We start from the raw sequence: 21,320 nt of genomic DNA on the forward strand, positions 1-21,320 counted from the left end.
TTATTAGATGGTTCACTATATTCTGAAAAGAATGTTATTGATGATCCCGACCTTATTTTTCATTTTATTGATTAATTTTGTTATTGTGCAAATTGCACCGGGTGGTCCTGTCGAACAAGCCATTCAGCAAATTCAGAATGCGCAAGGTTTAGGTGTCGGGAATAATGCCCAATCTAGTTTGAGTACCTTGGCTCAATATCAAGGGGCACGTGGGTTAAGTCCTGAAATGATCGAAAAAATCAAAGCACAGTATGGTTTTGATCGTCCCGCATATGAACGTTTTTGGTTAATGTTCAAAGGTTATTCGACCTTGGATTTTGGTACCAGTTTTTTCAAAGACAAACCTGTAATACAACTTCTTTATGAAAAGTTACCTGTAACACTGTCTTTAGGAATATGGAGTACTTTTCTGATTTATTTGATCGCAATTCCCTTAGGTATTAAGAAAGCCAAAAATAATGGTTTGCTATTTGATCAATCGACTTCGTTGTTGCTTGCGGTGAGTTATGCTATTCCATCTTTTGTTTTTGCCATTCTGCTCATCGTTTTCTTTGCAGGTGGGAGTTATCTACAGTGGTTTCCATTACAAGGATTAGTCTCTGAAAACTTTAATCAGTTAAGTTTTTTCGCCAAAATAAAAGACTATCTATGGCATATGAGTTTACCCATTTTAAGTATGGTATTGGGTAGTTTTGCTGCGCGAACCTATTTGACCAAATATTCTTTTGTAGAAGAATTAAAGAAACCGTATGTTCTGACGGCACGATCAAAAGGTTTAAATGACAATCAGGTACTTTATGGGCATGTTTTCCGTAATGCCATTTTAGTGGTGGTTGCGGCTTTGCCCGAAGCATTGGTGGGTATTTTCTTCGTCGGTAACTTATTTATCGAGATCATTTTTAATCTCGATGGGATTGGCTTATTGGGTTTTGAAGCAATCACCCAACGTGATTATCCTGTAATTTTTGGAACTTTGTTCTTATTTACCTTATTTGGAATGATTTTACGTTTAATTGGTGATTTGCTCTATCAAATGATTGACCCTCGGATTGATTTTGAAGCGAGGGGTGGAAAATGATGTCACCTCTGATGCGCGCACGATTTCACCGTTTTAGACAAAATAAATTGGGTGTCCGTTGTCTTCTTCTATTTTTAATCATTTTTATTTTGTCATTATTTGCGGAATTGATTGCCAACGATAAACCTTTGTTGGTTCGTTATCAGCAGTCCTTGTATTTTCCTATTTTTAAAGATTATCCAGAAACCACGTTTGGTGGTGTTTTTGAAACGGCGACAGATTATCAAGACCCTGCGGTAAAACAATTAATTCAAAATCAAGGCTGGATGATTTCACCCCCCGTTGCATTTTCTTATCAATCACCAAATCTGTCGCTTACTGTACCTGTGCCGTCAAAACCAAGTCCACAAAACTGGCTTGGAACGGATGATCAGGGACGGGATGTATTTGCTCGCATCCTTTATGGTTTGCGTATCTCGCTCTTATTTGGATTTGCCTTGACGCTTTGTTCCGCTGTGATCGGTGTTATTGTCGGTGCAATTCAGGGATATTACGGTGGTTGGATTGATTTAATTGGGCAGCGTATTTTAGAGGTATGGGGTGGTTTACCTATGCTTTTTATCGTCATGATTTTGGTCAGTATGTTTAGCCCTAGTGTCTATTGGTTGTTTTTAATCATGTTGTTGTTTGGTTGGACCGAATTAGTGGGTTTAGTCAGAGCAGAGTTTTTGCGTGCCCGAAATTTTGATTATGTTCGTGCGGCTCAAGCCTTGGGTGTTCGTGATCATCGAATTATTTTTAAGCATATTTTACCCAATGCCATGAGTTCTAGCTTGTCGCAAATACCTTTTATGTTGACCGCCAATATTATCGCTTTAACTGCATTGGACTTTCTCGGTTATGGTTTGCCTGCTGATGCCGCTTCGCTTGGAGAATTATTATTACAAGGCAAAAATAATCTTGATGCACCTTGGCTGGTGCTTTCAGGATTCTTTACGCTAGCGATTGTACTTTCTTTATTAATTTATATTGGGGAGGCGGCACGTGATGCATTTGACCCAAGACGATAATACAGTTTCGAATCCAGCTTTATTAAGAGTTAAGCAACTTAGCATTCACAATGAAACAGGACATCGTCTTGTGGAAGATTTGAGTTTTGATGTTTATCCTGCACAGACTATTGCGATTGTGGGAGAAAGTGGGTCTGGTAAATCAATCAGTGCGTTAGCTTTATTGGGGTTGTTACCCAATAATCTAACAGTACAAGGACAAGTCGAGTTTGCAGGTCAAGCGCTGTTGTCTTTAAGTCCAGTTCAGTTACAGCAGATTCGAGGCAAGCGGATTGCCATCATTTTCCAAGAACCAATGACTGCATTAAATCCTTTGCATCATGTCGAAAAAATGATGGCTGAAAGCCTCATTTTGCAGGGTATTCCTAAGGCTAACATTCGACAGCAGATGCTTTCTTTATTGCAAGATGTTGGGATTGACGATGCCAAGCAAATTCTTAAATGTTATCCATATGAATTGTCGGGAGGGCAACGACAGCGTGTAATGTTGGCGATGGCTTTGGCTTTAGAGCCAGAGATTTTGATTGCGGATGAACCAACAACAGCTTTGGATGTGGTATTGCAGACACAAATTTTAGCTTTATTAAAAAGACTACAACAGCAACGAAAGATGGCGATGATTTTGATTAGCCATGATCTAAATCTTGTTAAGCAATATACAGATCATGTGGTCGTGCTGAATCAAGGTCAGGTAGAAGAGCAGGGTAGTACGACTGAAATTTTTACACACCCCAAAACTGCATATACACAAAATTTACTCAATCACGACTTTGGACAAGCTCTATCGCTAACGCCGAGCGAGACATTACTTGAACTAAAAAATGTCATAGTAAAATACCCGATTAAACATGGTTTATTGAACCAAATTAAAGCGTATAAGGTCGTAGCGGACTCAATAAATTTCAATTTGTCCAAAGGCGAGGCTTTGGGTATTGTTGGTGAGAGTGGTTCGGGAAAATCATCATTGGCTTTGGCGATTGCACGTTTGATTTCAAGTGAAGGAGAAATTTGTTTGCAGTCCCATAACTTAAATCAACTCAATCAAAAACAACTTCGCCCCCTACGCCGTGATTTTCAAATTGTATTCCAAGATCCTTTTAGTAGCCTGAATCCTCGTATGTCTGTTGAGCAAATTATTGCGGAAGGACTTAACCTTCAAAATATTATCAAGCAACGACCTGATCAGGAAATTGATGACGTTTTAACGAAAGTTGAACTCTCTTTAGAGGATAAAAACAAATATCCGCATCAACTTTCAGGTGGTCAACGACAAAGGGTCGCACTGGCACGCGCTTTAGTTTTAAAACCGAAGCTGATTATTCTAGATGAACCAACTTCTGCCTTGGATCGAGTAACACAACGTTCAATCATTGCGTTGTTGCGTCGTTTACAGCAACAGGAGCAGATTAGTTATTTATTTATCAGTCATGACTTGCAAGTCATTAAAGCCTTGTGCCAAAAAGTCATGGTGATGCATCATGCGAAAGTATTGGAATATCAAGCAACAGCACTTTTATTTAGTCAGCCCCAAACAGCGTATACCCGTCAATTGATTGCCGCGAGCGAATATTAGCATTGAAATTAAATTGACATATGATATTGTCAGTTTATCGGAAGAACGCTTGACAGTTACAATAATCAGATTAAATTAGAGTAAATACTCTAATGAAGACAGAGGATGACCATGAGTCAGATTGCAGACAGTATTCAAATTCGTAATACCACATTTAAAAACCGTATTATAAAAGGGGCAATGAGTGAAGCACTTGCTAATCACGAAGGGCAGCCAAATGAATTGCACATAGGCTTGTATGAGGCTTGGGCAAAAGGTGGTTTAGGTTGTGCGATTACAGGCAATGTCATGGTCAATATTGCTGCCAAAAATGAGCCTGGTGTGGTTGCGATTGAAACTGAACGTGACTTAGCAAAATTAAAGCAATGGGCTGATGTTGGTAAAAAATATGGCATGGTGCAATTGATTCAATTGTCTCACCCTGGTCGCCAATGTCCAAAAGGTTTGAATAAAGAAACTGTTGCGCCATCGGCAGTTCCTTTTAGTCCAATGCTTGCAGCAATGTTTGGAACTCCCCGAGAACTTAAACATGAAGAAATCTTAGATATTATTCAACGTTTTGCAACAGCCGCAGCAGTGTGTGAAAAAGCAGGATTTGAAGGTGTGCAGCTCCATGGTGCACATGGTTATTTGATTAGCCAGTTTCTATCTCCATTAACCAATAAACGTACCGATCAATGGGGTGGTTCGATTGAGAATCGTATGCGTTTCTTGGTTGAGATCTATAAGGCTGTCCGTGCTGCAACATCAGAAAACTTTATCATTTCTGTGAAACTTAATTCAGCTGATTTCCAACGCGGTGGAATCACAGAAGAAGATGTCATTACTGTATTTAAAACCATTGATGAAGCTGGTATTGATATTATCGAAATCTCAGGTGGTACGTATGAAGCACCTGCAATGGCGGGTGCTAAAGCTGAATCGCGTAAAGCCAGTACCATTGCACGAGAAGCTTATTTCTTAGAATTTGCTGAAAAAATTCGTCAGCATGTGGCATGCAAATTGATGGTAACGGGTGGTTTCCGTACAGTAGCAGGAATGAATGCAGCACTTCAAAGTGGTGCATGTGATTTTATTGGTATTGCTCGACCACTTGCAGTTGAAACTGATCTTACTGATCGCTTAATTGCGGGCAATGATGTACGTTATGCAGTGAACCAAATTAAAACAGGGATTCCTTTTGTCGATAAAATGGCAATCATGGAAATTATTTGGTATGCGGCACAATTTAAAGCGATTGGGCAGGGTAAAAAACCAAATCCTAAATTGTCACCTTTAATTGTGTTTTTAAATTATGCAAAAGGCAATATCAAGGCTGTTGTTAAAGGTCGAGTGAATTCGCGTAAATCTGCATAATTGAATTACCACGCAATCGTCCAATAAGATTGAAACATAGAAGCAGACCATTGTCCTTTGATTAAAGATTTTTTAAAGGCAGGTCTGTTTTCTATTTGGGCTAAATAACGCTGTATATGTTTAAATTGATGGTTGTTTTGTGCGCAAGCCAATAATGGAAACCACATCAAAATATCTGCAACCGTAAATTGATCCCCAGCAAACCATAAGTGATCTTTTAAATGTTTATCAATGATGGTCATTTGTTGCTGTAACGATGGATTTAAATAGCCTTGATCAAATCCATATTTTAAAAATTTTGAAACGAAGCGAACAGGAAATGGTGTACGTTGTACAATTTGATGAAAAATTTGTTTGAGCAGTAGGTCTGGAATAAATGTGGCTTCACAATAATTTTTCCAATAATAAAAACTTTGAAGTTGTGATCCTAATAATTTAGTTTGCCCTAATTGAGGATATAGATAAGACAAGTAATCAATAATCGCTGAAGTTTCGGCTAAGATAAAAATTTGCTCTTGATTTATTATTTCAACGGCAGGAAATTTCGATAATTGATGCGGTGAATTTTTCTTTTCATCTAAGTCTGAATGGTGGTTGATGACTAATTCGTAGGGAAGTCCTAATTCTTCTAAAAACCAAACGATGCGTTGAGAACGTGAATTTTGTAAGTGGAATAAACGGATTTGCATATTAAGTTTAAATTTATGGTTTTGATCTGTTTTCAGTATAGGGTAGAAAATATGCTAAGGATAATAAAATAGATTTTTCAAAATAATTATTTTGTAGCAGCTCTATTTATAAAGAGCCAATAAAAAAGCCACTGTCTTAAAGATGCAGTGGCTTTTTTGAATTTGGCGTCCCTACGGGGATTCGAACCCCGGTTACCGCCGTGAAAGGGCGATGTCCTAGGCCTCTAGACGATAGGGACTTCTCGAGGTGGGTGTATATTAGGGCTCTGTCACTAAACTGTCAAGAAGATGAGGAGACAGTTTGTTCAAAATATAGCAAAACAGTTCAGCTGTCTTTTGAGTATCGTACAATGCAGAATGAGCCTCTTTGCCATCAAACTCGATGCCAGCTTGAATACAAGCCCGTGCTAGTACTGTTTGACCAAACATGACAGCACTCAAAGTTACGGTATCAAATACCGAAAAGCTGTGAAAAGGATTCTGATTTTTTGTACCAGATCGAGCAATTGCAGCTTGTAAAAAGCCTAAGTCAAAGTGAGCATTATGTCCTACCAATACTGCATGGGTACAATGCTGTGCTTTGCGGACTTCCGTGAGTGATTTGAAAATACGACGTAAAGCTGTCCGCTCATCTTCAGCCATCGCAACACGCATCGGATTAAAAGGGTCAATTCCAATGAAGTCTAATGAGCGACGATCTAAGTTTGCACCTTCAAAAGGATTGATGTGTGCATGGAATGATGGGCCAGGTATGAACTGACCTTGCTCATCATAGACAATCGGGATACAAGCAATTTCAAGTAATGCATCAGTCTGAGAATTAAAACCTGCTGTTTCAACATCAACAACAACAGGTAAGAATCCACGAAAACGCTGACCAATCACAGGAGCTTTGTTTTCTTCTTGTGTCACACTTTTCTCCATTGCAGTGTTTTACCTGCATGAAGTGGAATGATTTTTTGATCTTCTAGATAATCAAAAGATTCAGCAACCGTATTTTCTTCTTTCACCAAAGTGATTGTTGAAGTATTACGTGGTAAACCATAGAAGTCAGCACCGAACATACTTGCGAAACCTTCTAAGCGTTCTAACTTACCCACTTGATCAAAGGCCTGTGCATAAAGTTCAATTGCATTTGGCGCACTATAGCAACCCGCACATCCACATGCATTCTCTTTGGCATTCTGGGCATGTGGTGCACTGTCAGTACCTAAGAAGAATTTTGGATTACCACTAGTTGCAACTTCTAATAATGTGGTTTGGTGCGTTTGACGCTTTAAAATTGGCAAACAATAGAAGTGAGGTTTCACACCACCGACCAACATGTCATTACGGTTGAAGAGCAAGTGTTGTGGTGTAATCGTTGCGGCAACATTACGATCTTGTTCAAGTACAAAATTTGCAGCGTCACTCGTCGTAATATGTTCTAACACAACTTTTAATTTTGGGAACTGCTTCAATAATGGCGATAAAATTTCGTCAAGGAAGCGTTTTTCACGATCAAAAATATCGACATGATTGTGAGTAACTTCGCCGTGTAACAACAACGGGACTTGGTGTTCTTCAAGTTGTTCAATCACGGCATAGACTTTACGAATATCGCTAACGCCATTATCCGAATTTGTCGTTGCGCCAGCGGGGTAGAGTTTGATCGCATTTACATATTCAGATTCTTTGATTTTAAGAACTTCTTGAGGGGAAGTGAAATCGGTAAAATAAAGAACCATACGCGGATCAAAATGTAGTCCTTCTGGAACATGAGCGAGAATACGATCTCGATATGCCAAAGCTTCTTCTACAGTTTTGACTGGTGGAACTAAGTTCGGCATACAGATCGCGCGTGCAAATTGTTTCGCAAGATCTGGAACAGTACGTTTTAAAGCTAATCCATCACGCAAGTGAGCGTGCCAATCATCTGGCTGTAAAAGTGTAATCGTATTCAAGGTATACTTCAGGCTTAAAAATAATATAAATAATAATGCATATAGTGCGAAAATGGTAACTACAATTATGGATAAGTGGTTACGCAAAGCGCATGAAAATATGAGAAATTGTGTTATTTTTATGCTGGATAAGAATACAGCATTATAAGAAGAGTGAGAGGGATGGAAAATCAATATGATATTAAGCAGTTACGTAAAGAAAAAGAAGATCTAGAACAGTTAGTCATTACACATTCTAGAATCAAGAAAACACAAAAAAATTTGCCTACCCAACTCGAAAATGAGTTTTGGCAATTTAATATTGATCGAACTAGAATCAATGCGATTCAGTTCTTTGGTCAAGGGGTAATTACGTATACGATTTTTGTACTTTTGATTTTGCCATCGAATTTGTTGGTCATTCGAAAAAGCACCCATTTCTTTTTAGATTTTGTATATAGCATTTTAAGCTTGGTTGTTGTTGGTGCAGCACTATTTTTATTTTGGACATTTTCTCGTTTTAGACGGCTTAACCTATTATTTTATCCTGCAACCTGTGTGATTGTATTTTGTACGATTGTCATCCCCTCATTGTTAATGATGAGTATTTCTAATCTGGTGCTACAAAGCCAGTCGATGGTGTTGATTGCATTCTTATATATGCTGGGTTTTATTTTGAGTGGGATTAAACCCAAACATATGTTATGGATAGGTTCTTCAGCAGCAATTGTGATCTTATTATCGTTATACTTTCTCAAAGTACCCTGTGATTTTTTAATGCTAGGGCGTACGTTTATAGGAAGTTTATTGTTGGGTTTTTCGATTAGTGTAATGCTCACCTCTAAGGACAGAAAATTATTTCTAAAAACTAAAATATCTGAAATTGATGAGAAAATTCTACGCTTACAAGCATCTGAACTTTTACATTTAAGCCAACATGACGAGTTAACAAAAGTTTCGAATAGACGTACATTTGAAGAAATGTTTAGTTATTACTATGAACTCGCATGTAAAGAAAGTAAGGCAATGTCAGTATTATTTATAGATATTGATTATTTTAAAAACTATAACGATTTTTATGGTCATCAGATGGGAGATCAAGTCATTTCCGCGATTGCGAAAACGATTAAAAGCTCAATTCGGCACATGGATTTCATTGCACGTTATGGGGGCGAGGAATTTGTGGTGCTTTTACCAGAAACATCTGCTCAAGGTGCATATGCTGTAGCAACCAATATCTATCGAGCGATTGATCGGCAGATGATTCCACATGAAAAATCACTAGTTTCTAATCATGTGACCATTAGTTTGGGTATTACGGTGTTTAATGGAAACCCTAAAATTAGTCAAGATTCGGTGATTCATACTGCGGATAAAGCGCTATATAGAGCGAAACAACTTGGACGTAATCAGATTTATTATCAACCACTTCCCAGTGTTGAATAAAGAATAAAAAACCGAATACCACAAGTATCCGGTTTTTTTATTGAACAATCTAAATTATTCGAGGAATTTAACGGTAACACCAGAGCGTACTTTTCCACCAAGGTCATTTGCATCCCAGTTGGTTAAGCGAATACAACCATGTGATGCAGTCTTAGAGATCAAAGATGGATTTGGCGTTCCATGAATCCCAAAAGATCGTTTGCTTAAACCGATCCAAATATTACCTACAGGTGCATTTGGACCTGGTGGTAGCATTAAAGGTTTTAAGTTATTGCCTTGAACGAAATTTGAAGGTGAATAACTGTAGTATGGATTTTTAGTTACCCCTACAACCTTATACGTACCCGTTGGAGATGGTGTATCAGAACTGCCAATTGTCGCAGGAAATGACGCGATCATTTGATTACGACTATTGAATAAATAAAGTTGACGAGCACCTTTATGTGCCACAATTAAATGAATATCTTCTGGCAAATCATTGCGAACATTCGCAACAATGATTTTTTCACCTGCTTTCTTAAAGGTTGCAGTTGGATTTAATTTTTTGAGGAAACCTTCATCCATATGAAACTTTTCGCCCAACATCTCTGTTACACGCGTGTAGTACAAACCTTTCATTTTTGCTTGTAATGCATAGTCAGAAGGGATTGAGTCTGCGTAAGGACCTTTTAAATCTGCATCCGTGATCGTGTATTCAACATAAGTTGGTTTAGTTTGTTGAGCGACTAAAGCATCCCAAGTTTCTTTAGTAAGTTGACCTGTTGGTGTAAGGCCATTCATTTGTTGAAATGAAGCAATTGCTTTTAGTGTATTTTTACCATTTGAGCCATCAATTGCACCTGGTGAGGCGTGAGCATTGTTCAACATCACATGCGCACGTGCATATACAGGAAATTGACCTTTACCAATATTTTCATACCAGTCAGCTGTATTCAAACTGTCTAAAGTCCATGAAACTTTGACAGCTGGTGCTGTTGTAGTCGTGGTATCAGGTGCATTTTCTAATTTTTGAGATACCGCAGAAGCTGCTCCAGTATCAACTTGTGGGTCAGAAGCTGCTTGGGCTGTTACTCCTGAGGCTGGTTGAGCAACTACGCTCGATGCAGCAGAACGTTCAATAGATAATGGGTCAATAGGATCTTGAACTGGAGCTGAGATTTTTTTTGGATTTAATGGTTGCTCAGTTGTTGGGGCAGCAAAAGCAACATTAGCAAAAATACAACTTAAACTCATAGCGAGTAATGAGCGAACAAACATGTAATTCAACCTTAAGAATTATTCATATTGAGATATAAGATATTGCAAGTATTACAGAAAATAGCACAGCTTGCAGTAGCAGTTTTGTGTCCAAGTAAAAAAATAGTTGAAGTCTGATTTGTTGTATGGGTTTTCAATTATAAATTCGAGGTTAACTTTGTTATGATGCATTCAACATGAAAAAATTTAGAGATTGGTAATGACAACGTTGAAAAATGATCGTTTTTTACGAGCTTTATTACGTGAACCTGTAGACACCACACCCGTTTGGATGATGCGTCAAGCAGGGCGTTATTTACCAGAATATCGTGAAACTCGTGCTCAGGCAGGCGATTTCTTATCTCTATGTAAAAATACTGAATTTGCCTGCGAAGTAACATTACAACCGTTACGCCGCTATGAGCTTGATGCTGCGATTTTATTTTCTGATATTTTGACTATACCTGATGCTTTAGGTCTAGGTTTGTATTTTGAAACAGGTGAAGGGCCAAAGTTTCATAAAACAGTGCGCACTGAACAAGATGTGGCGAATTTACCTAAACTAAATTCTAAATCAGATCTAGCTTATGTCATGAATGCAGTTTCAACGATTCGATCTGCTTTAAATGGGCAAGTCCCTTTAATTGGTTTTTCTGGTAGTCCTTGGACACTAGCGACTTATATGATTGAAGGTGGTTCAAGCAAAGAATTTCGTTTCACAAAAAATATGATGTACGCACAGCCAGAAGTATTACATGCTTTACTTGATCATCTTGCTGATTCAGTGATTGATTATCTGAATGCTCAAATTGATGCAGGCGCTCAAGCGATTCAAATTTTTGATAGCTGGGGTGGTGCGCTAGCGCATAGGGAATATATTGAATTCTCACTGAACTATATGACCAAGATTATTGCAGGATTACAACGTGAAAAAGATGGTCGACGTATTCCGATTATTGTCTTCACGAAAGGTGGCGGTCAGTGGTTGGAGACGATGCTGACCACAGGTGCGGATGCGTTTGGCCTAGATTGGACTACACCGCTTTATACTGCACGTGATGTGGTTGCAGGGCGTGCTGCTTTACAAGGGAATTTAGATCCTGCTGTGCTTTATGGTTCAGCTGCTTCAATTGAAAAATCTGTGAAATCGATGTTGGATGATGCGTATGCCAATGGTGAAAAAACAGGGTATATCGCAAACTTAGGTCATGGTATTACCCAATGGGTCGATCCAGCACAGCCTAAGATTTTTGTAGATACTGTTCATGAATACAGTACTAAATATTTAGGTTGATATTTTTAATCATTTCAAAGTAAACGCGCTAGGATCAGTTTTGTGCAGTTGATTGTATTACCGCTCAACTTTATCTTTAAGGCAGCTTCGGCTGCCTTATTTGGGTTGTTGCTTTTGATTGCATTTGCAGTCACCGCACCGATGGCAAGTCATGAATATTGGGGCTTTTTTCGTTATGATTATTTGTTGTTTTATGCACTGATTATTCAAGCCTGTCTGATTTATTTAAAGCTCGAGTCATGGGCAGAAGCGAAAGTGATTGCTTTATTCCACATCATGGCGATGGGAATGGAAATATTTTTGACCCATCCAGCGATTGCCTCATGGCAATATCCTCAACCAGCCATATTTAAATTACTGACTGTGCCATTGTTTGCTGGGTTTATGTATTCAGCAGTGGGTAGTTTTTTTGCTCGTTCTTTGCGACTCTATAATGTTTCATTCGAGAATTTGCCGAATTTTGGCAATATGCTGTGTTTAGCAGTATTGTCTTACCTTAATTTTATGACCAAGTTTTTTATTCCTGACTATCGAATGGTTTTATTTGTTTGGAGTATTATTATTTTTTGGAAGACCAAACTTTATTTTCAATTACAACAGCATCAGTTTAAAGTTCCGATGTTACCTGTACTATTGGTGCTTGCCTTCTTGATCTGGATTGCAGAAAACATTAGTACATTTTATAAAATCTGGTTATATCCAAGTCAAGTTGATGCTTGGCATATGGTGGGTTGGGGCAAGTTAGGTTCTTGGTATTTATTATTACTTTTAAGTTTAGTCTTAGTTTTAAAAATATTAGGTGTGCGAGATAAAAATGGATCTTGGCGATTGCGCTAAAAGATTATAGTCGTGCAAATGGAGCTTTTATTGAGCTCCTTTTTGTTATGAATATTTCATATATATTTCAAAATTTATTTGCTAAAAAAGTTTAACCTAGTTATGTTAATCCTTGTGTAAGAACAATTACACAGCACAATAGTGATAACAAATAGTTAAAAATAATTGAGACTGGAGACATTTCTTATGTTAAAAAAAATTGCATTAGCAGCTTTGCTAGCAGCTGGCTCAAGTGTTGCGATGGCTGATAATGATGTTGGTTGCGGTGCTGGTACACAAATTTGGGCAGGTCAAAAAGGTATTGCACCTAAAATCCTTGCAGCAACAACCAATGGGATTTTTACGAACCAATTATTAGGTATTACGTTCGGTACTTTAGGATGCCGCCAAGGTGGTACGGTAACGGCTCAAGTTGTGACATTTACCAATGAAAATGCAGAGTCTTTAGCGCGTGATATGGCAGTTGGTCAAGGCGAAAGTTTAAATGTACTTGCTGAATTAATGCAAATTAAAGCCAACGACAAAGCACGCTTCTTTGCTGTGTCTAAAGCAAACTTTGCTGAAATTTATTCAAGCAAAAATACAAACTCACTTCAAGTTTTAGATGCTTTACAAAGTGTGATGGCAAAAGATGCTGTGCTTAAAGCATACGTTTAATTTGTTGCACGATAAAACCCTGTCTTGATGGCAGGGTTTTCTTATACCTATTCTGATTATTTTAAAAAATTGCGATTGAATGAAATTAGCTACTTTTGTATTTACGTCTTTGATATGTCATTTTACATATGCCTCGGTTGAATCTGATTTACAAAAGTATTTAGACCTTGCTCAACAAAAACAATTAGATCAGCAAACCACATGGCAACGTTTGATGTATGCTGATCAAAAACAAAATAGTGAAGTTACTTATGCTGGTTATTTTTATGCCAAAGATGGAAAAAAAAATTTAAATAGCGAATTACAAGCAGATATTAAAGCCTTGTTTCGTGAAGCCCCAGATAACCAATCCATCCGTTGTAAGTTTCCTGCACGTAGCCGTTGGTTGATGCAGCAACTCAATATTGATGTACGACAACTTCCAAAAGTAAATTGCGTTGAATTTAACGATTGGATCAATCAAATCAAGCCGCATAAAGCCACGTTGATTTATGCCACTGACTTTATGGGCAATCCGAGTTCGATGTTTGGGCATACTTTGCTACGCCTAGACCCTAAAGATCAGAAGCAACTCAATCTAGTGTCCTATGCAGTGAACTATGCTGCCACAGTGAAAGGTGATGATAACTGGTCTTATGCATGGAAAGGCTTAACAGGACAGTATCCCGGTGAATATTCACTAATGCCGTATTATCGTAAAGTAAAAGAGTATGGTGATTTTGAAAGTCGTGATCTATGGGAATATGAGCTCAATTTAACACCTGAAGAAACTCGTTTTTTGGTTGAACATATTTGGGAAATGCAGCATGTGAGTTTTCCCTATTATTTCGTCAGTGATAATTGTGCTTATCGTTTATTAGGTCTAATTGATTTAGTACGTCCCGATTTAAACCTAAAACAGCAGTTTAGTTACGCTGCAATTCCAATCGAAACCTTAAAGGCTGTTGATCAGCAAGCTTTAGTTAAAGAAGTGGTCTATCGTCCTGCATTGGAAACTCAACTACTTTCGCAAGCCAAACAACATGGTACAGATTTGGCTAAAGTTGCCCATCAAATTGCTTTTATTGAAACTGATCAAGTTCAATCCACGCTAAAAATATATAGTCAGCAAGATCAGGCCAAGATTTTAGAAATGGCTTACGATGATTTATATCTACAATATATCAGCCGCCAAGTTGATGCCAATATTGCTCAGCCAAAATTAAGGCAGCTTCTTGCTGAAAGAAGTCAAATTGAAGTTGAAAAGCAACGCCAAGAACCCTTACGTCCAAAAATGCAGCCTGTAGAAGGGCATCATGCACGTAATTTGTCAGTGAATGTGGGTGAGGTGCAAGGAAAAAAGTTTGTTGAGCTGGGTCATCGTCAGGCTTATCACGATTTGATTGATCCACAAGGAGGTTATCGCACAGGCACACAATTACTGTTTTTAGATGGTAGTCTGCAATATCGTGATGACAAGCTCAAGCTCGAACATTTAGATCTATTGTCAGTGAATTCTTATAATCCAGTTCAACCTTTTAAATCGCCATTAACTTGGGGATTTAATCTAGGTTGGAAACAAGAAGCGATTGAGAAGGGGCAATTTAGTGAAGATGCGCAACATGGTGTGATGAATCTGAATATGCAAGTCGGTTATAGCGTGGCAGATTATGATCGTCGGCATTTGTGTTATGCCCAATTACAAAGTCATATTCAAGGTGGGAAAGATTTAGATAAAGGTTGGCGCGTTGGAGCTGGGCCGACTGTAGGTTGTATGAACGTATGGTCTGATCATATTAACAGCGTGGTACAGATCGAGTTACCTTATTGGCAAGATCAGAACCAGTGGAATTTAAGAGTCGGTACACAGATACAATATAGTGTGAATACAAATCATGCTCTGCGTCTAAATTGGGATTTTGAACAACAAGATCATAAAGACTGGAATAAAGTAGGTTTAGGCTATGTTCTGTTTTTTTAGATAAGATATCACTAGGATCAGGCTAATTTCCAGTATCTAGACTTCAACGATGACATAGTATTTTTTAACTGCTTCAACGACTTCAAATGTACCGATAAATGCGGGTGGGATAATCCCTGCATTTCCAGCAGTCACTTCAATAAAAGAATGAGTTTTTGCATCATGGATACGGACAACTCCTTCAATCACATGAAAGAACTCTTGTTTATTTTCAGCGAATTGAATATTCCATGCACCGACTTCACACTGCCAGATGCCACAGTCCATATTTGGATGTCCATATAAGCTATAGGTGAGACGTTCAGGCTTACCTCGCACCAGACGATCGGGACGAGGGTAATCAATAGTTGCTTCATTGGCGATTAAATCGCCGAAACCTGCTAACTGAACTGATGACATTCTAGATTGCTCAGCTTAATAGCTTTCAGGAACAGCACTTAAGAACTCACGGCGTGCATCTTTGTCAGTTTTAAAATCACCAACAAAAGAAACCGTACGTGTCGTTGACTCTTGCTTGCCAACACCACGCATCATCATACACATATGAGCAGAATCGATTACTACAGCCACACCACGTGCTTGTGTCACTTCCGCAACAGCTTCTGCAATTTGTTGTGTTAAGTTTTCTTGAATTTGCAAACGACGCGCAAACATTTCTGTAATACGTGCAAATTTAGATAAACCTAAAACTTGACCTTCAGGTAAATAAGCAATGTGAACACGACCATAGAATGGGAGAAGGTGATGTTCACAAAGCGAATAAAACTCGATGTTTTTTACCAATACCATTTCATGGTTATCGGATGGGAAAACCGCACTATTTGTAACTTCTTCAAGGGTTTTGCTATAACCAGAAGTTAAAAAAGAAAAAGCTTTAGCCGCACGCATAGGCGTATCTTTTAAGCCTGGGCGATTTAGATCTTCACCAACGGCAGTTAAAATATTTGCGTACGATTGCTGCATAGACATAACAATGTTCACTTAGGTGGGTTGAACAAAACGGGAATTGTATCAGAAAACGACTCAAAAACTTAATTTTGAACCAAATGCCGATTATTGTTTATGCTTTGGGTTCTTTTCTGCACGTTTTAAGAGCACTAAAACAGCACCAGTACCCCCTTGATTTTCAGGTGCGCTGACAAATGCAAGTACATCACGATGTTGTCTAAGCCAGCCATTGACATAGGTTTTTAAAATGGCTTCAGGTCCTTTACCGTGAACAATTTTGATGACATTTTGATTTTCATCTTTTGCCATTTGAATGATTTGTAGAACGGCTGCTCGGGCTTGTTCAACGGTACAGCCATGTAAATCGACTGCTTCAAACCAACGAGTTTTACCTGCTTTTAAATCTTCAAATACTTTGTGCTGCAAGGTTGCAATGCGATAGCTTAAAGTCGCTTGGCTTGCCACTGGATTTAAGATCGCTTGAGTATCCGAAATTTCTGTAAGCTCTTGCTCTGCACTACCTTCGGCAGCTGCGCGTTTTGCTAAAGTTTGGGCATCAACTTTTTTGCGACGTGTGATTTTAGTATCGGCAATATTTTGATTGTCGATAGGTTTTACCCCTAGTAGGGCTTTTTTAAAAAGCTCAGTATCTTCCAACACTTCAGCAACAGCTTGAGTCTTTTTTGACTCTGCTTGTTTGGCAATAGCACTCGCTTGCGGATTGGAAATTTGCTTTTTAAAGGCTTTCAGTAAATTAAACTGATCTTTAGAAAGCGATGAATCGTGTTTACTCATAAGTTTAGAAAAATAGGCAAGATACCAGAGATACAAAATTATAGTCCGAAACTGTGATGATTTGAACTGAATTGCATTCATGGGGAAAAGGAATGCAATTTAAATCATTAGACAGAGTTGAATGTGTAGGGGCGAAGTTAATTTAATTTTTACTTCTACTGTGATCTTTGTATTAAAAAACTAAGTGTTTAATGGCGTTTATTACTTAAGAAGGAGTAATGATTTTGATAATGCGTGACTGGTTTAAGCCTTTATTCTTAAAGCGATCATAAAGTTCAAAGCATATATGCTCATTTACTTGAACACGCGGCAAAGTGTTATCAAAGTCAAAATAACGAATATAGCCAGATTGGTCCATGACAATCGCTAGCCGCTCGATTTGATTTCGTTTCTTCGGGAACATTTTATATTGTTTTACGATGCCACACTCTTCAGTTTTAATATAGGTCCTTGCAGGAGATAAATACATGGCAATGCCAATAAGAATAAGCCCAGGAATTAAAGTAAAGAAATAAGCGACTCTTGGATCTTTAAAACTCTGAATTTTTTCGTAGAAAAATAGATGACTATAAATAGGAAAGCCAACTAAAAAGATCAGCCCCAGGATTAATAAAAAATTACTCATTTCGTTTCATCAATTTTTAATCTTTTAAACTCTAATTTTTATTCTTTATTTAGAGTCTATATCTAGTTCTAGCAACATTTTAAAGGTTCAAGGCAGAATTTTACCTTGAACCTGATTTGCTTAGATCTGCTCAGGCCGCCCAAACAATGCATTAAATGCTTGATCTGGACGTGGCTGTTTCATAAAGCTTTCACCCACAAGGAAAGCATGAATATCATTGGCTTGCATCATTTCTACATCAGCAGGAGTTGCAATACCACTTTCTGTTACTAAAACACGAGAAGCAGGCAATAATTTCTTTAAACGTAATGAAGTATTTAAATCAACATCAAAGGTTTTAAGATTACGGTTATTCACACCCAAGATACATTGCTCAGAAAGTTTTAGAGCACGTTCTAATTCATATTCATCATGCACTTCGACCAACACATCCAACTGATGCTCGAATGCAGTTTTTGACATTTCTTCAAGCTGTTGATCTGATAAACATGCCACAATCAATAAAATACAATCGGCATGCAGCGCACGTGCTTCAACAACATTATAAGGATCAACCAAGAAATCTTTGCGCAACGCAGGTAGGGCACCGTGATTACGTGCAATCGCAATATTTTCATCCGCACCTTGGAAGAAATCCACATCTGTCAATACAGACAAGCAAGCAGCGCCAGCTTGTTCATATTGCTGTGCAATCTCCGCAGGATTGAAATCTGCACGAATCACGCCTTTAGATGGAGAAGCTTTTTTAATTTCAGCAATAACGGCTGGATGTTTGTGTTGTAGCGCATTGGCAAAACCACGAACAGGTGTTGCTTCTTTTGCCCACTGTTCTACATCATGCAAACTACGTTGTTTTAAACGTGTTGCAAGCTCCTCATGTTTGCGGTCAACAATTTTACCTAAAATGGTATTTTGAATATCGATCATGAGAAGTCCTTAGTCTGCTTGAGATTGTTTCAATGTCTTGGTAAATTCAGCCAAGATACTCATTTTTTCTAAGGCTTGTCCGCCATAAAGAATGTCTTGAGCGAACTCAACTGCTTGCTTGTAAGTCTTGGTGATACCAGCAACATAAATACCTGCACCAGCATTGAGTGCAATCATGTTTGCTGCTTTTTCACCAATATCTGATTTATCTCGGCTTAAAGCATCTTTGATTAGCTTTAAGCTTTCTTCTGAACTATTCACCACTAAACCAGTGAGGGTTTGAGATGGAATGCCTACATCATCTGGTGTCAAAGTCCATTCAGTAATTTCGCCATCTTTCAGTTCAGCAACTGTGGTTGGTGCTGCAAGACTGATCTCATCTAAACCATCTTTAGAGTGTACAACTAGTACATGCACTGCACCCAACTGCTTTAATACTTCAGCGATAGGGCGGCATAACTCATCTGAAAATACCCCGATCACAAAACGATTCACACCAGCAGGATTCGTTAATGGGCCAAGTAGATTGAAAATACTACGAATACCTAACTCACGACGAGGTGCAACTGCATAACGCATGGCTTTATGATGATTTGGTGCAAATAGGAAACCTACACCCATTTCACGGATGCAGCGTTCGGTTTGTTGCATATCTAGATCAAGCTGAATTCCCATTTGTTCTAGTACATCGGATGAACCTGACTTACTCGACACACCACGGTTACCATGTTTGGCAATCGTTGCACCAGCAGCAGCAATAACGAAACTTGAAGCTGTAGATACGTTAAATAAATTCTGACCATCTCCACCTGTGCCGACAATATCGACCAAATGAGGAATATCACTCACATCAATTTTAATTGCAAACTCACGCATAATGCGTGCGGCGGCAGTGATTTCATCAATACTTTCACCTTTCATGCGCAAGCCCATCATCAGTGCACCGATTTGTGCATCAGTTGCTTCGCCCTGCATAATGCTACGCATGACATCTTCCATTTGTGGCTGGGTAAGATGAATGTTTTTGGTAATGTGATTAAGAGCCTGTTGGATATTCATAGTCATGAGTTACAGCATTAATGATTAAAATTCTTAAGTGAAGTTGGTTAATAAAGAAGAAGGGCTTGGTTTTGTGAGAAATGGCTCACTTGCTAATCGGCTATGTTAGCAGAAAATAGCCCCAGTTTTATGTTTGTGCTTAGATTTTAATTTAAATAGCTAGGCAGAGTGTTTTTTTATTCTTTTCTAATCATGATCTGTATAAAATAAAAAGCCAATCATCGAATCGAATGATTGGCTTTGATTGAAACAATATTTGATCAATCGTGATCGATGTTGTTTCTAAGCCCAAGTATTTGACTTGTTGCCACACCAGCAGTCATGGAGCCATTTACATTTAAAGCCGTACGGCCCATATCAATCAACGGTTCAATCGAAATTAGCAAAGCCACTAAAGTAACTGGTAATCCCATTGCTGGTAATACAATTAAAGCAGCAAAAGTTGCACCGCCACCAACACCTGCGACACCAATTGAACTCAGTGTAACAATTGTCACCAGTTGCGCTATCCATAAAGGATCAAGAGGATTAATTCCTACTGTAGGTGCTACCATAACCGCAAGCATAGCTGGGTATAAACCAGCACAACCATTTTGACCTATTGTTGCTCCAAATGATGCTGAAAAACTGGCGATGCCTTCTGGAACACCCAATTGTTTATGTTGCGTTTCAATATTGAGAGGAATGCTTGCTGCACTTGAGCGGCTTGTAAATGCAAAAGTAAGTACAGGAAAAACTTTTTTGAAAAACTCAATTGGGTTGACACGAACGAATAACAAAATTAGCCCATGTACAATAAACATAACGGCAAGACCGAGATAAGAAGCTACTAGAAACTCACCTAGTTTAACAATGTCAGCAAGGTTTGCAGTTGCGACCATTTTCGCCATGAGTGCTAATACACCATAAGGCGTAAATTGCATCACTAAACGCACTAAGCCAATAATCAAGGCTTGTAATGCTTCGATGCCATGTCGAATTCTCTCACCATTGATAGGGTCTTTATCCATCAGTTTTAATGCTGCAACGCCTAAAAAAGCTGAGAAGATCACGACACTAATGATCGATGTTGGTCGTATACCTGTTAAATCAGCAAAAGGGTTTTGTGGTAATAAAGAGAGAAGTAATTTAGGTATATCTAGGTTCGTGACTTGACCAATGTAATCGCTTTGAATTGCAGCAAGGCGCGCAGTTTCTTTAGTGCCTTGGACTAAGCCCTCGGCAGTTAAACCAAATAAGTTAGTAATGCTAATTCCGACAAAAGCCGCAATCGCTGTGGTAACCAGTAAAATACCAATAACAAATACGCTGATTTTACCTAATGAGGTGGTTTGATGGAGTTTGACAACCGCACTTAAAATGGAGATAAAAATAAGTGGCATGATCACCATTTGTAAAAGTTGAACATAACCATTACCGATAAGATTGAACCATGCAACAGATTGTTCAATAATTGCACTGTCGCTGTAAATCGCTTTAAGGCCTAAACCATAAACAATACCTACGATCATACCGATCAGTACTTTTTTAGAAAGACTCCAATCTTGTCGGTAGCTAAAAAACAATCCTGCGATCAGCAAGAGAAAAACAATAATATTCAATAAAACTATGATATTCACAATAGGCTATCCTGATTGATATTTCAGGGGGAGATCTCTAGAAAATAATGATTCAGATTCTATCATTCAGCACCCATGAAGCTTAATCATTCCTATGACTATACTTAATCTAAAAAATTAAAAAGGAATTCCAGAACTGGAAAAATTAGGGTGAATTCCTTCTTCTGAAATACATGAAAAATATTTTAATTTTTTAAAAAGAATGATTTGCTTTGAATTAAATCTTTAAGTTTTGATTTTAATGCTGAAAAATTAATCAGTGTGTATGAATTATATAGTGATTTTATAT

At 38.2% G+C, this 21,320-nt stretch carries 20 protein-coding genes and 1 tRNA gene; 9 read left to right on the forward strand and 12 right to left on the reverse strand.

Features of this window, described 5'->3' with window-relative positions; translation table 11 throughout:
- Positions 1–7 precede the first annotated feature (7 nt).
- The 4 genes from yejB to AC0JIQ_RS04880 all read left to right on the forward strand — a co-directional run bounded on the left by yejB (position 8) and on the right by AC0JIQ_RS04880 (position 5,017).
- Complete coding sequence (yejB, locus tag AC0JIQ_RS04865; RefSeq protein ID WP_474202808.1) at positions 8–1,078, forward strand: microcin C ABC transporter permease YejB; 1,071 nt, start codon at positions 8–10, stop codon at positions 1,076–1,078.
- On the forward strand, positions 1,078–2,088 hold the full coding sequence (locus AC0JIQ_RS04870; protein WP_474203225.1) for an ABC transporter permease: 1,011 nt from the start codon (positions 1,078–1,080) through the stop codon (positions 2,086–2,088). Before yejB ends, AC0JIQ_RS04870 begins: the two co-directional genes overlap by 1 nt.
- Positions 2,066–3,661 carry an ABC transporter ATP-binding protein gene (locus AC0JIQ_RS04875; RefSeq protein WP_474203226.1) on the forward strand — a complete coding sequence of 532 codons (1,596 nt, stop codon included), beginning with the start codon at positions 2,066–2,068 and terminating at the stop codon, positions 3,659–3,661. The genes AC0JIQ_RS04870 and AC0JIQ_RS04875 overlap by 23 nt, the downstream gene beginning before the upstream one ends.
- A 111-nt stretch (positions 3,662–3,772) precedes the next feature.
- A complete protein-coding gene (locus AC0JIQ_RS04880; RefSeq protein ID WP_269228376.1) occupies positions 3,773–5,017 on the forward strand; it encodes an NADH:flavin oxidoreductase/NADH oxidase family protein in 1,245 nt (414 codons plus the stop codon).
- A 5-nt stretch (positions 5,018–5,022) separates the two neighbouring features.
- Here AC0JIQ_RS04880 and AC0JIQ_RS04885 read toward each other — a convergent pair whose 3' ends face one another.
- The 4 genes from AC0JIQ_RS04885 to pyrC all read right to left on the reverse strand — a co-directional run bounded on the left by AC0JIQ_RS04885 (position 5,023) and on the right by pyrC (position 7,649).
- A complete protein-coding gene (locus AC0JIQ_RS04885; RefSeq protein ID WP_474202809.1) occupies positions 5,023–5,706 on the reverse strand; it encodes a glutathione S-transferase in 684 nt (227 codons plus the stop codon).
- A 163-nt stretch (positions 5,707–5,869) separates the two neighbouring features.
- Positions 5,870–5,945 (reverse strand) — tRNA-Glu (locus tag AC0JIQ_RS04890).
- 19 nt (positions 5,946–5,964) lie between these two features.
- Complete coding sequence (gene rnt, locus AC0JIQ_RS04895) at positions 5,965–6,630, reverse strand: ribonuclease T (RefSeq protein WP_241281675.1); 666 nt, start codon at positions 6,628–6,630, stop codon at positions 5,965–5,967.
- Positions 6,615–7,649: a dihydroorotase gene (gene pyrC / locus AC0JIQ_RS04900; RefSeq protein ID WP_034602647.1), complete on the reverse strand. Its 1,035-nt coding sequence runs from the start codon at positions 7,647–7,649 to the stop codon at positions 6,615–6,617. The genes rnt and pyrC overlap by 16 nt, the downstream gene beginning before the upstream one ends.
- Before the next feature lie 162 nt (positions 7,650–7,811).
- On the opposite strand from pyrC, the gene AC0JIQ_RS04905 reads away from it, so the two are divergent.
- The gene (locus tag AC0JIQ_RS04905; protein WP_474202810.1) at positions 7,812–9,074 is read left to right on the forward strand and encodes a GGDEF domain-containing protein; all 1,263 of its coding nucleotides are present in this window, start codon (positions 7,812–7,814) and stop codon (positions 9,072–9,074) included.
- A gap of 54 nt (positions 9,075–9,128) precedes the next feature.
- On the opposite strand, the gene AC0JIQ_RS04910 is transcribed toward AC0JIQ_RS04905, so the two are convergent.
- Positions 9,129–10,331, reverse strand: coding sequence for a L,D-transpeptidase family protein (locus AC0JIQ_RS04910; protein ID WP_474202811.1), 1,203 nt, complete (start codon positions 10,329–10,331; stop codon positions 9,129–9,131).
- 199 nt (positions 10,332–10,530) lie between these two features.
- On the opposite strand from AC0JIQ_RS04910, the gene hemE reads away from it, so the two are divergent.
- The 4 genes from hemE to AC0JIQ_RS04930 all read left to right on the forward strand — a co-directional run bounded on the left by hemE (position 10,531) and on the right by AC0JIQ_RS04930 (position 15,058).
- On the forward strand, positions 10,531–11,604 hold the full coding sequence (hemE, locus tag AC0JIQ_RS04915; protein WP_474202812.1) for a uroporphyrinogen decarboxylase: 1,074 nt from the start codon (positions 10,531–10,533) through the stop codon (positions 11,602–11,604).
- 42 nt (positions 11,605–11,646) lie between these two features.
- Positions 11,647–12,441, forward strand: coding sequence for a DUF817 domain-containing protein (locus tag AC0JIQ_RS04920; protein WP_087536271.1), 795 nt, complete (start codon positions 11,647–11,649; stop codon positions 12,439–12,441).
- 186 nt (positions 12,442–12,627) lie between these two features.
- The gene (locus tag AC0JIQ_RS04925; protein ID WP_004663119.1) at positions 12,628–13,098 is read left to right on the forward strand and encodes a DUF3015 family protein; all 471 of its coding nucleotides are present in this window, start codon (positions 12,628–12,630) and stop codon (positions 13,096–13,098) included.
- A gap of 79 nt (positions 13,099–13,177) precedes the next feature.
- Positions 13,178–15,058: an Lnb N-terminal periplasmic domain-containing protein gene (locus AC0JIQ_RS04930; protein WP_474202813.1), complete on the forward strand. Its 1,881-nt coding sequence runs from the start codon at positions 13,178–13,180 to the stop codon at positions 15,056–15,058.
- Positions 15,059–15,094: 36 nt separating this feature from the next.
- Here AC0JIQ_RS04930 and AC0JIQ_RS04935 read toward each other — a convergent pair whose 3' ends face one another.
- The 7 genes from AC0JIQ_RS04935 to AC0JIQ_RS04965 all read right to left on the reverse strand — a co-directional run bounded on the left by AC0JIQ_RS04935 (position 15,095) and on the right by AC0JIQ_RS04965 (position 21,031).
- Positions 15,095–15,457, reverse strand: a complete 363-nt coding sequence (locus AC0JIQ_RS04935) for a cupin domain-containing protein (RefSeq protein ID WP_474202814.1) — start codon at positions 15,455–15,457, stop codon at positions 15,095–15,097.
- A 15-nt stretch (positions 15,458–15,472) separates the two neighbouring features.
- Positions 15,473–16,021, reverse strand: a complete 549-nt coding sequence (folE, locus tag AC0JIQ_RS04940) for a GTP cyclohydrolase I FolE (protein WP_017397502.1) — start codon at positions 16,019–16,021, stop codon at positions 15,473–15,475.
- Positions 16,022–16,111: 90 nt separating this feature from the next.
- Entirely contained in the window at positions 16,112–16,801 is a 690-nt protein-coding gene (locus AC0JIQ_RS04945) for a Smr/MutS family protein (RefSeq protein ID WP_474202815.1), read from the reverse strand.
- Between the two features lie 205 nt (positions 16,802–17,006).
- A complete protein-coding gene (locus AC0JIQ_RS04950) occupies positions 17,007–17,426 on the reverse strand; it encodes a hypothetical protein (protein WP_004912345.1) in 420 nt (139 codons plus the stop codon).
- A 120-nt stretch (positions 17,427–17,546) separates the two neighbouring features.
- Entirely contained in the window at positions 17,547–18,353 is an 807-nt protein-coding gene (gene trpC / locus AC0JIQ_RS04955; protein WP_474202816.1) for an indole-3-glycerol phosphate synthase TrpC, read from the reverse strand.
- Positions 18,354–18,362: 9 nt separating this feature from the next.
- Positions 18,363–19,412, reverse strand: a complete 1,050-nt coding sequence (gene trpD, locus AC0JIQ_RS04960; protein ID WP_042862535.1) for an anthranilate phosphoribosyltransferase — start codon at positions 19,410–19,412, stop codon at positions 18,363–18,365.
- Between the two features lie 260 nt (positions 19,413–19,672).
- Positions 19,673–21,031 carry an L-cystine transporter gene (locus AC0JIQ_RS04965; RefSeq protein WP_474202817.1) on the reverse strand — a complete coding sequence of 453 codons (1,359 nt, stop codon included), beginning with the start codon at positions 21,029–21,031 and terminating at the stop codon, positions 19,673–19,675.
- Between the last annotated feature and the right edge of the window lie 289 nt (positions 21,032–21,320).

Source organism: Acinetobacter sp. FB (genome assembly GCF_056033405.1).

Coding starts and splice junctions, on each gene's coding strand:
- yejB (WP_474202808.1), top strand. CDS start 8: ATGGTTCACTATATTCTGAAAAGAATGTTATTGATGATCCCGACCTTA.
- AC0JIQ_RS04870 (WP_474203225.1), top strand. CDS start 1,078: ATGTCACCTCTGATGCGCGCACGATTTCACCGTTTTAGACAAAATAAA.
- AC0JIQ_RS04875 (WP_474203226.1), top strand. CDS start 2,066: ATGCATTTGACCCAAGACGATAATACAGTTTCGAATCCAGCTTTATTA.
- AC0JIQ_RS04880 (WP_269228376.1), top strand. CDS start 3,773: ATGAGTCAGATTGCAGACAGTATTCAAATTCGTAATACCACATTTAAA.
- AC0JIQ_RS04885 (WP_474202809.1), bottom strand. CDS start 5,706: ATGCAAATCCGTTTATTCCACTTACAAAATTCACGTTCTCAACGCATC.
- rnt (WP_241281675.1), bottom strand. CDS start 6,630: ATGGAGAAAAGTGTGACACAAGAAGAAAACAAAGCTCCTGTGATTGGT.
- AC0JIQ_RS04905 (WP_474202810.1), top strand. CDS start 7,812: ATGGAAAATCAATATGATATTAAGCAGTTACGTAAAGAAAAAGAAGAT.
- AC0JIQ_RS04910 (WP_474202811.1), bottom strand. CDS start 10,331: ATGTTTGTTCGCTCATTACTCGCTATGAGTTTAAGTTGTATTTTTGCT.
- hemE (WP_474202812.1), top strand. CDS start 10,531: ATGACAACGTTGAAAAATGATCGTTTTTTACGAGCTTTATTACGTGAA.
- AC0JIQ_RS04925 (WP_004663119.1), top strand. CDS start 12,628: ATGTTAAAAAAAATTGCATTAGCAGCTTTGCTAGCAGCTGGCTCAAGT.
- AC0JIQ_RS04930 (WP_474202813.1), top strand. CDS start 13,178: ATGAAATTAGCTACTTTTGTATTTACGTCTTTGATATGTCATTTTACA.
- AC0JIQ_RS04935 (WP_474202814.1), bottom strand. CDS start 15,457: ATGTCATCAGTTCAGTTAGCAGGTTTCGGCGATTTAATCGCCAATGAA.
- folE (WP_017397502.1), bottom strand. CDS start 16,021: ATGCAGCAATCGTACGCAAATATTTTAACTGCCGTTGGTGAAGATCTA.
- AC0JIQ_RS04945 (WP_474202815.1), bottom strand. CDS start 16,801: ATGAGTAAACACGATTCATCGCTTTCTAAAGATCAGTTTAATTTACTG.
- AC0JIQ_RS04950 (WP_004912345.1), bottom strand. CDS start 17,426: ATGAGTAATTTTTTATTAATCCTGGGGCTGATCTTTTTAGTTGGCTTT.
- trpC (WP_474202816.1), bottom strand. CDS start 18,353: ATGATCGATATTCAAAATACCATTTTAGGTAAAATTGTTGACCGCAAA.
- trpD (WP_042862535.1), bottom strand. CDS start 19,412: ATGAATATCCAACAGGCTCTTAATCACATTACCAAAAACATTCATCTT.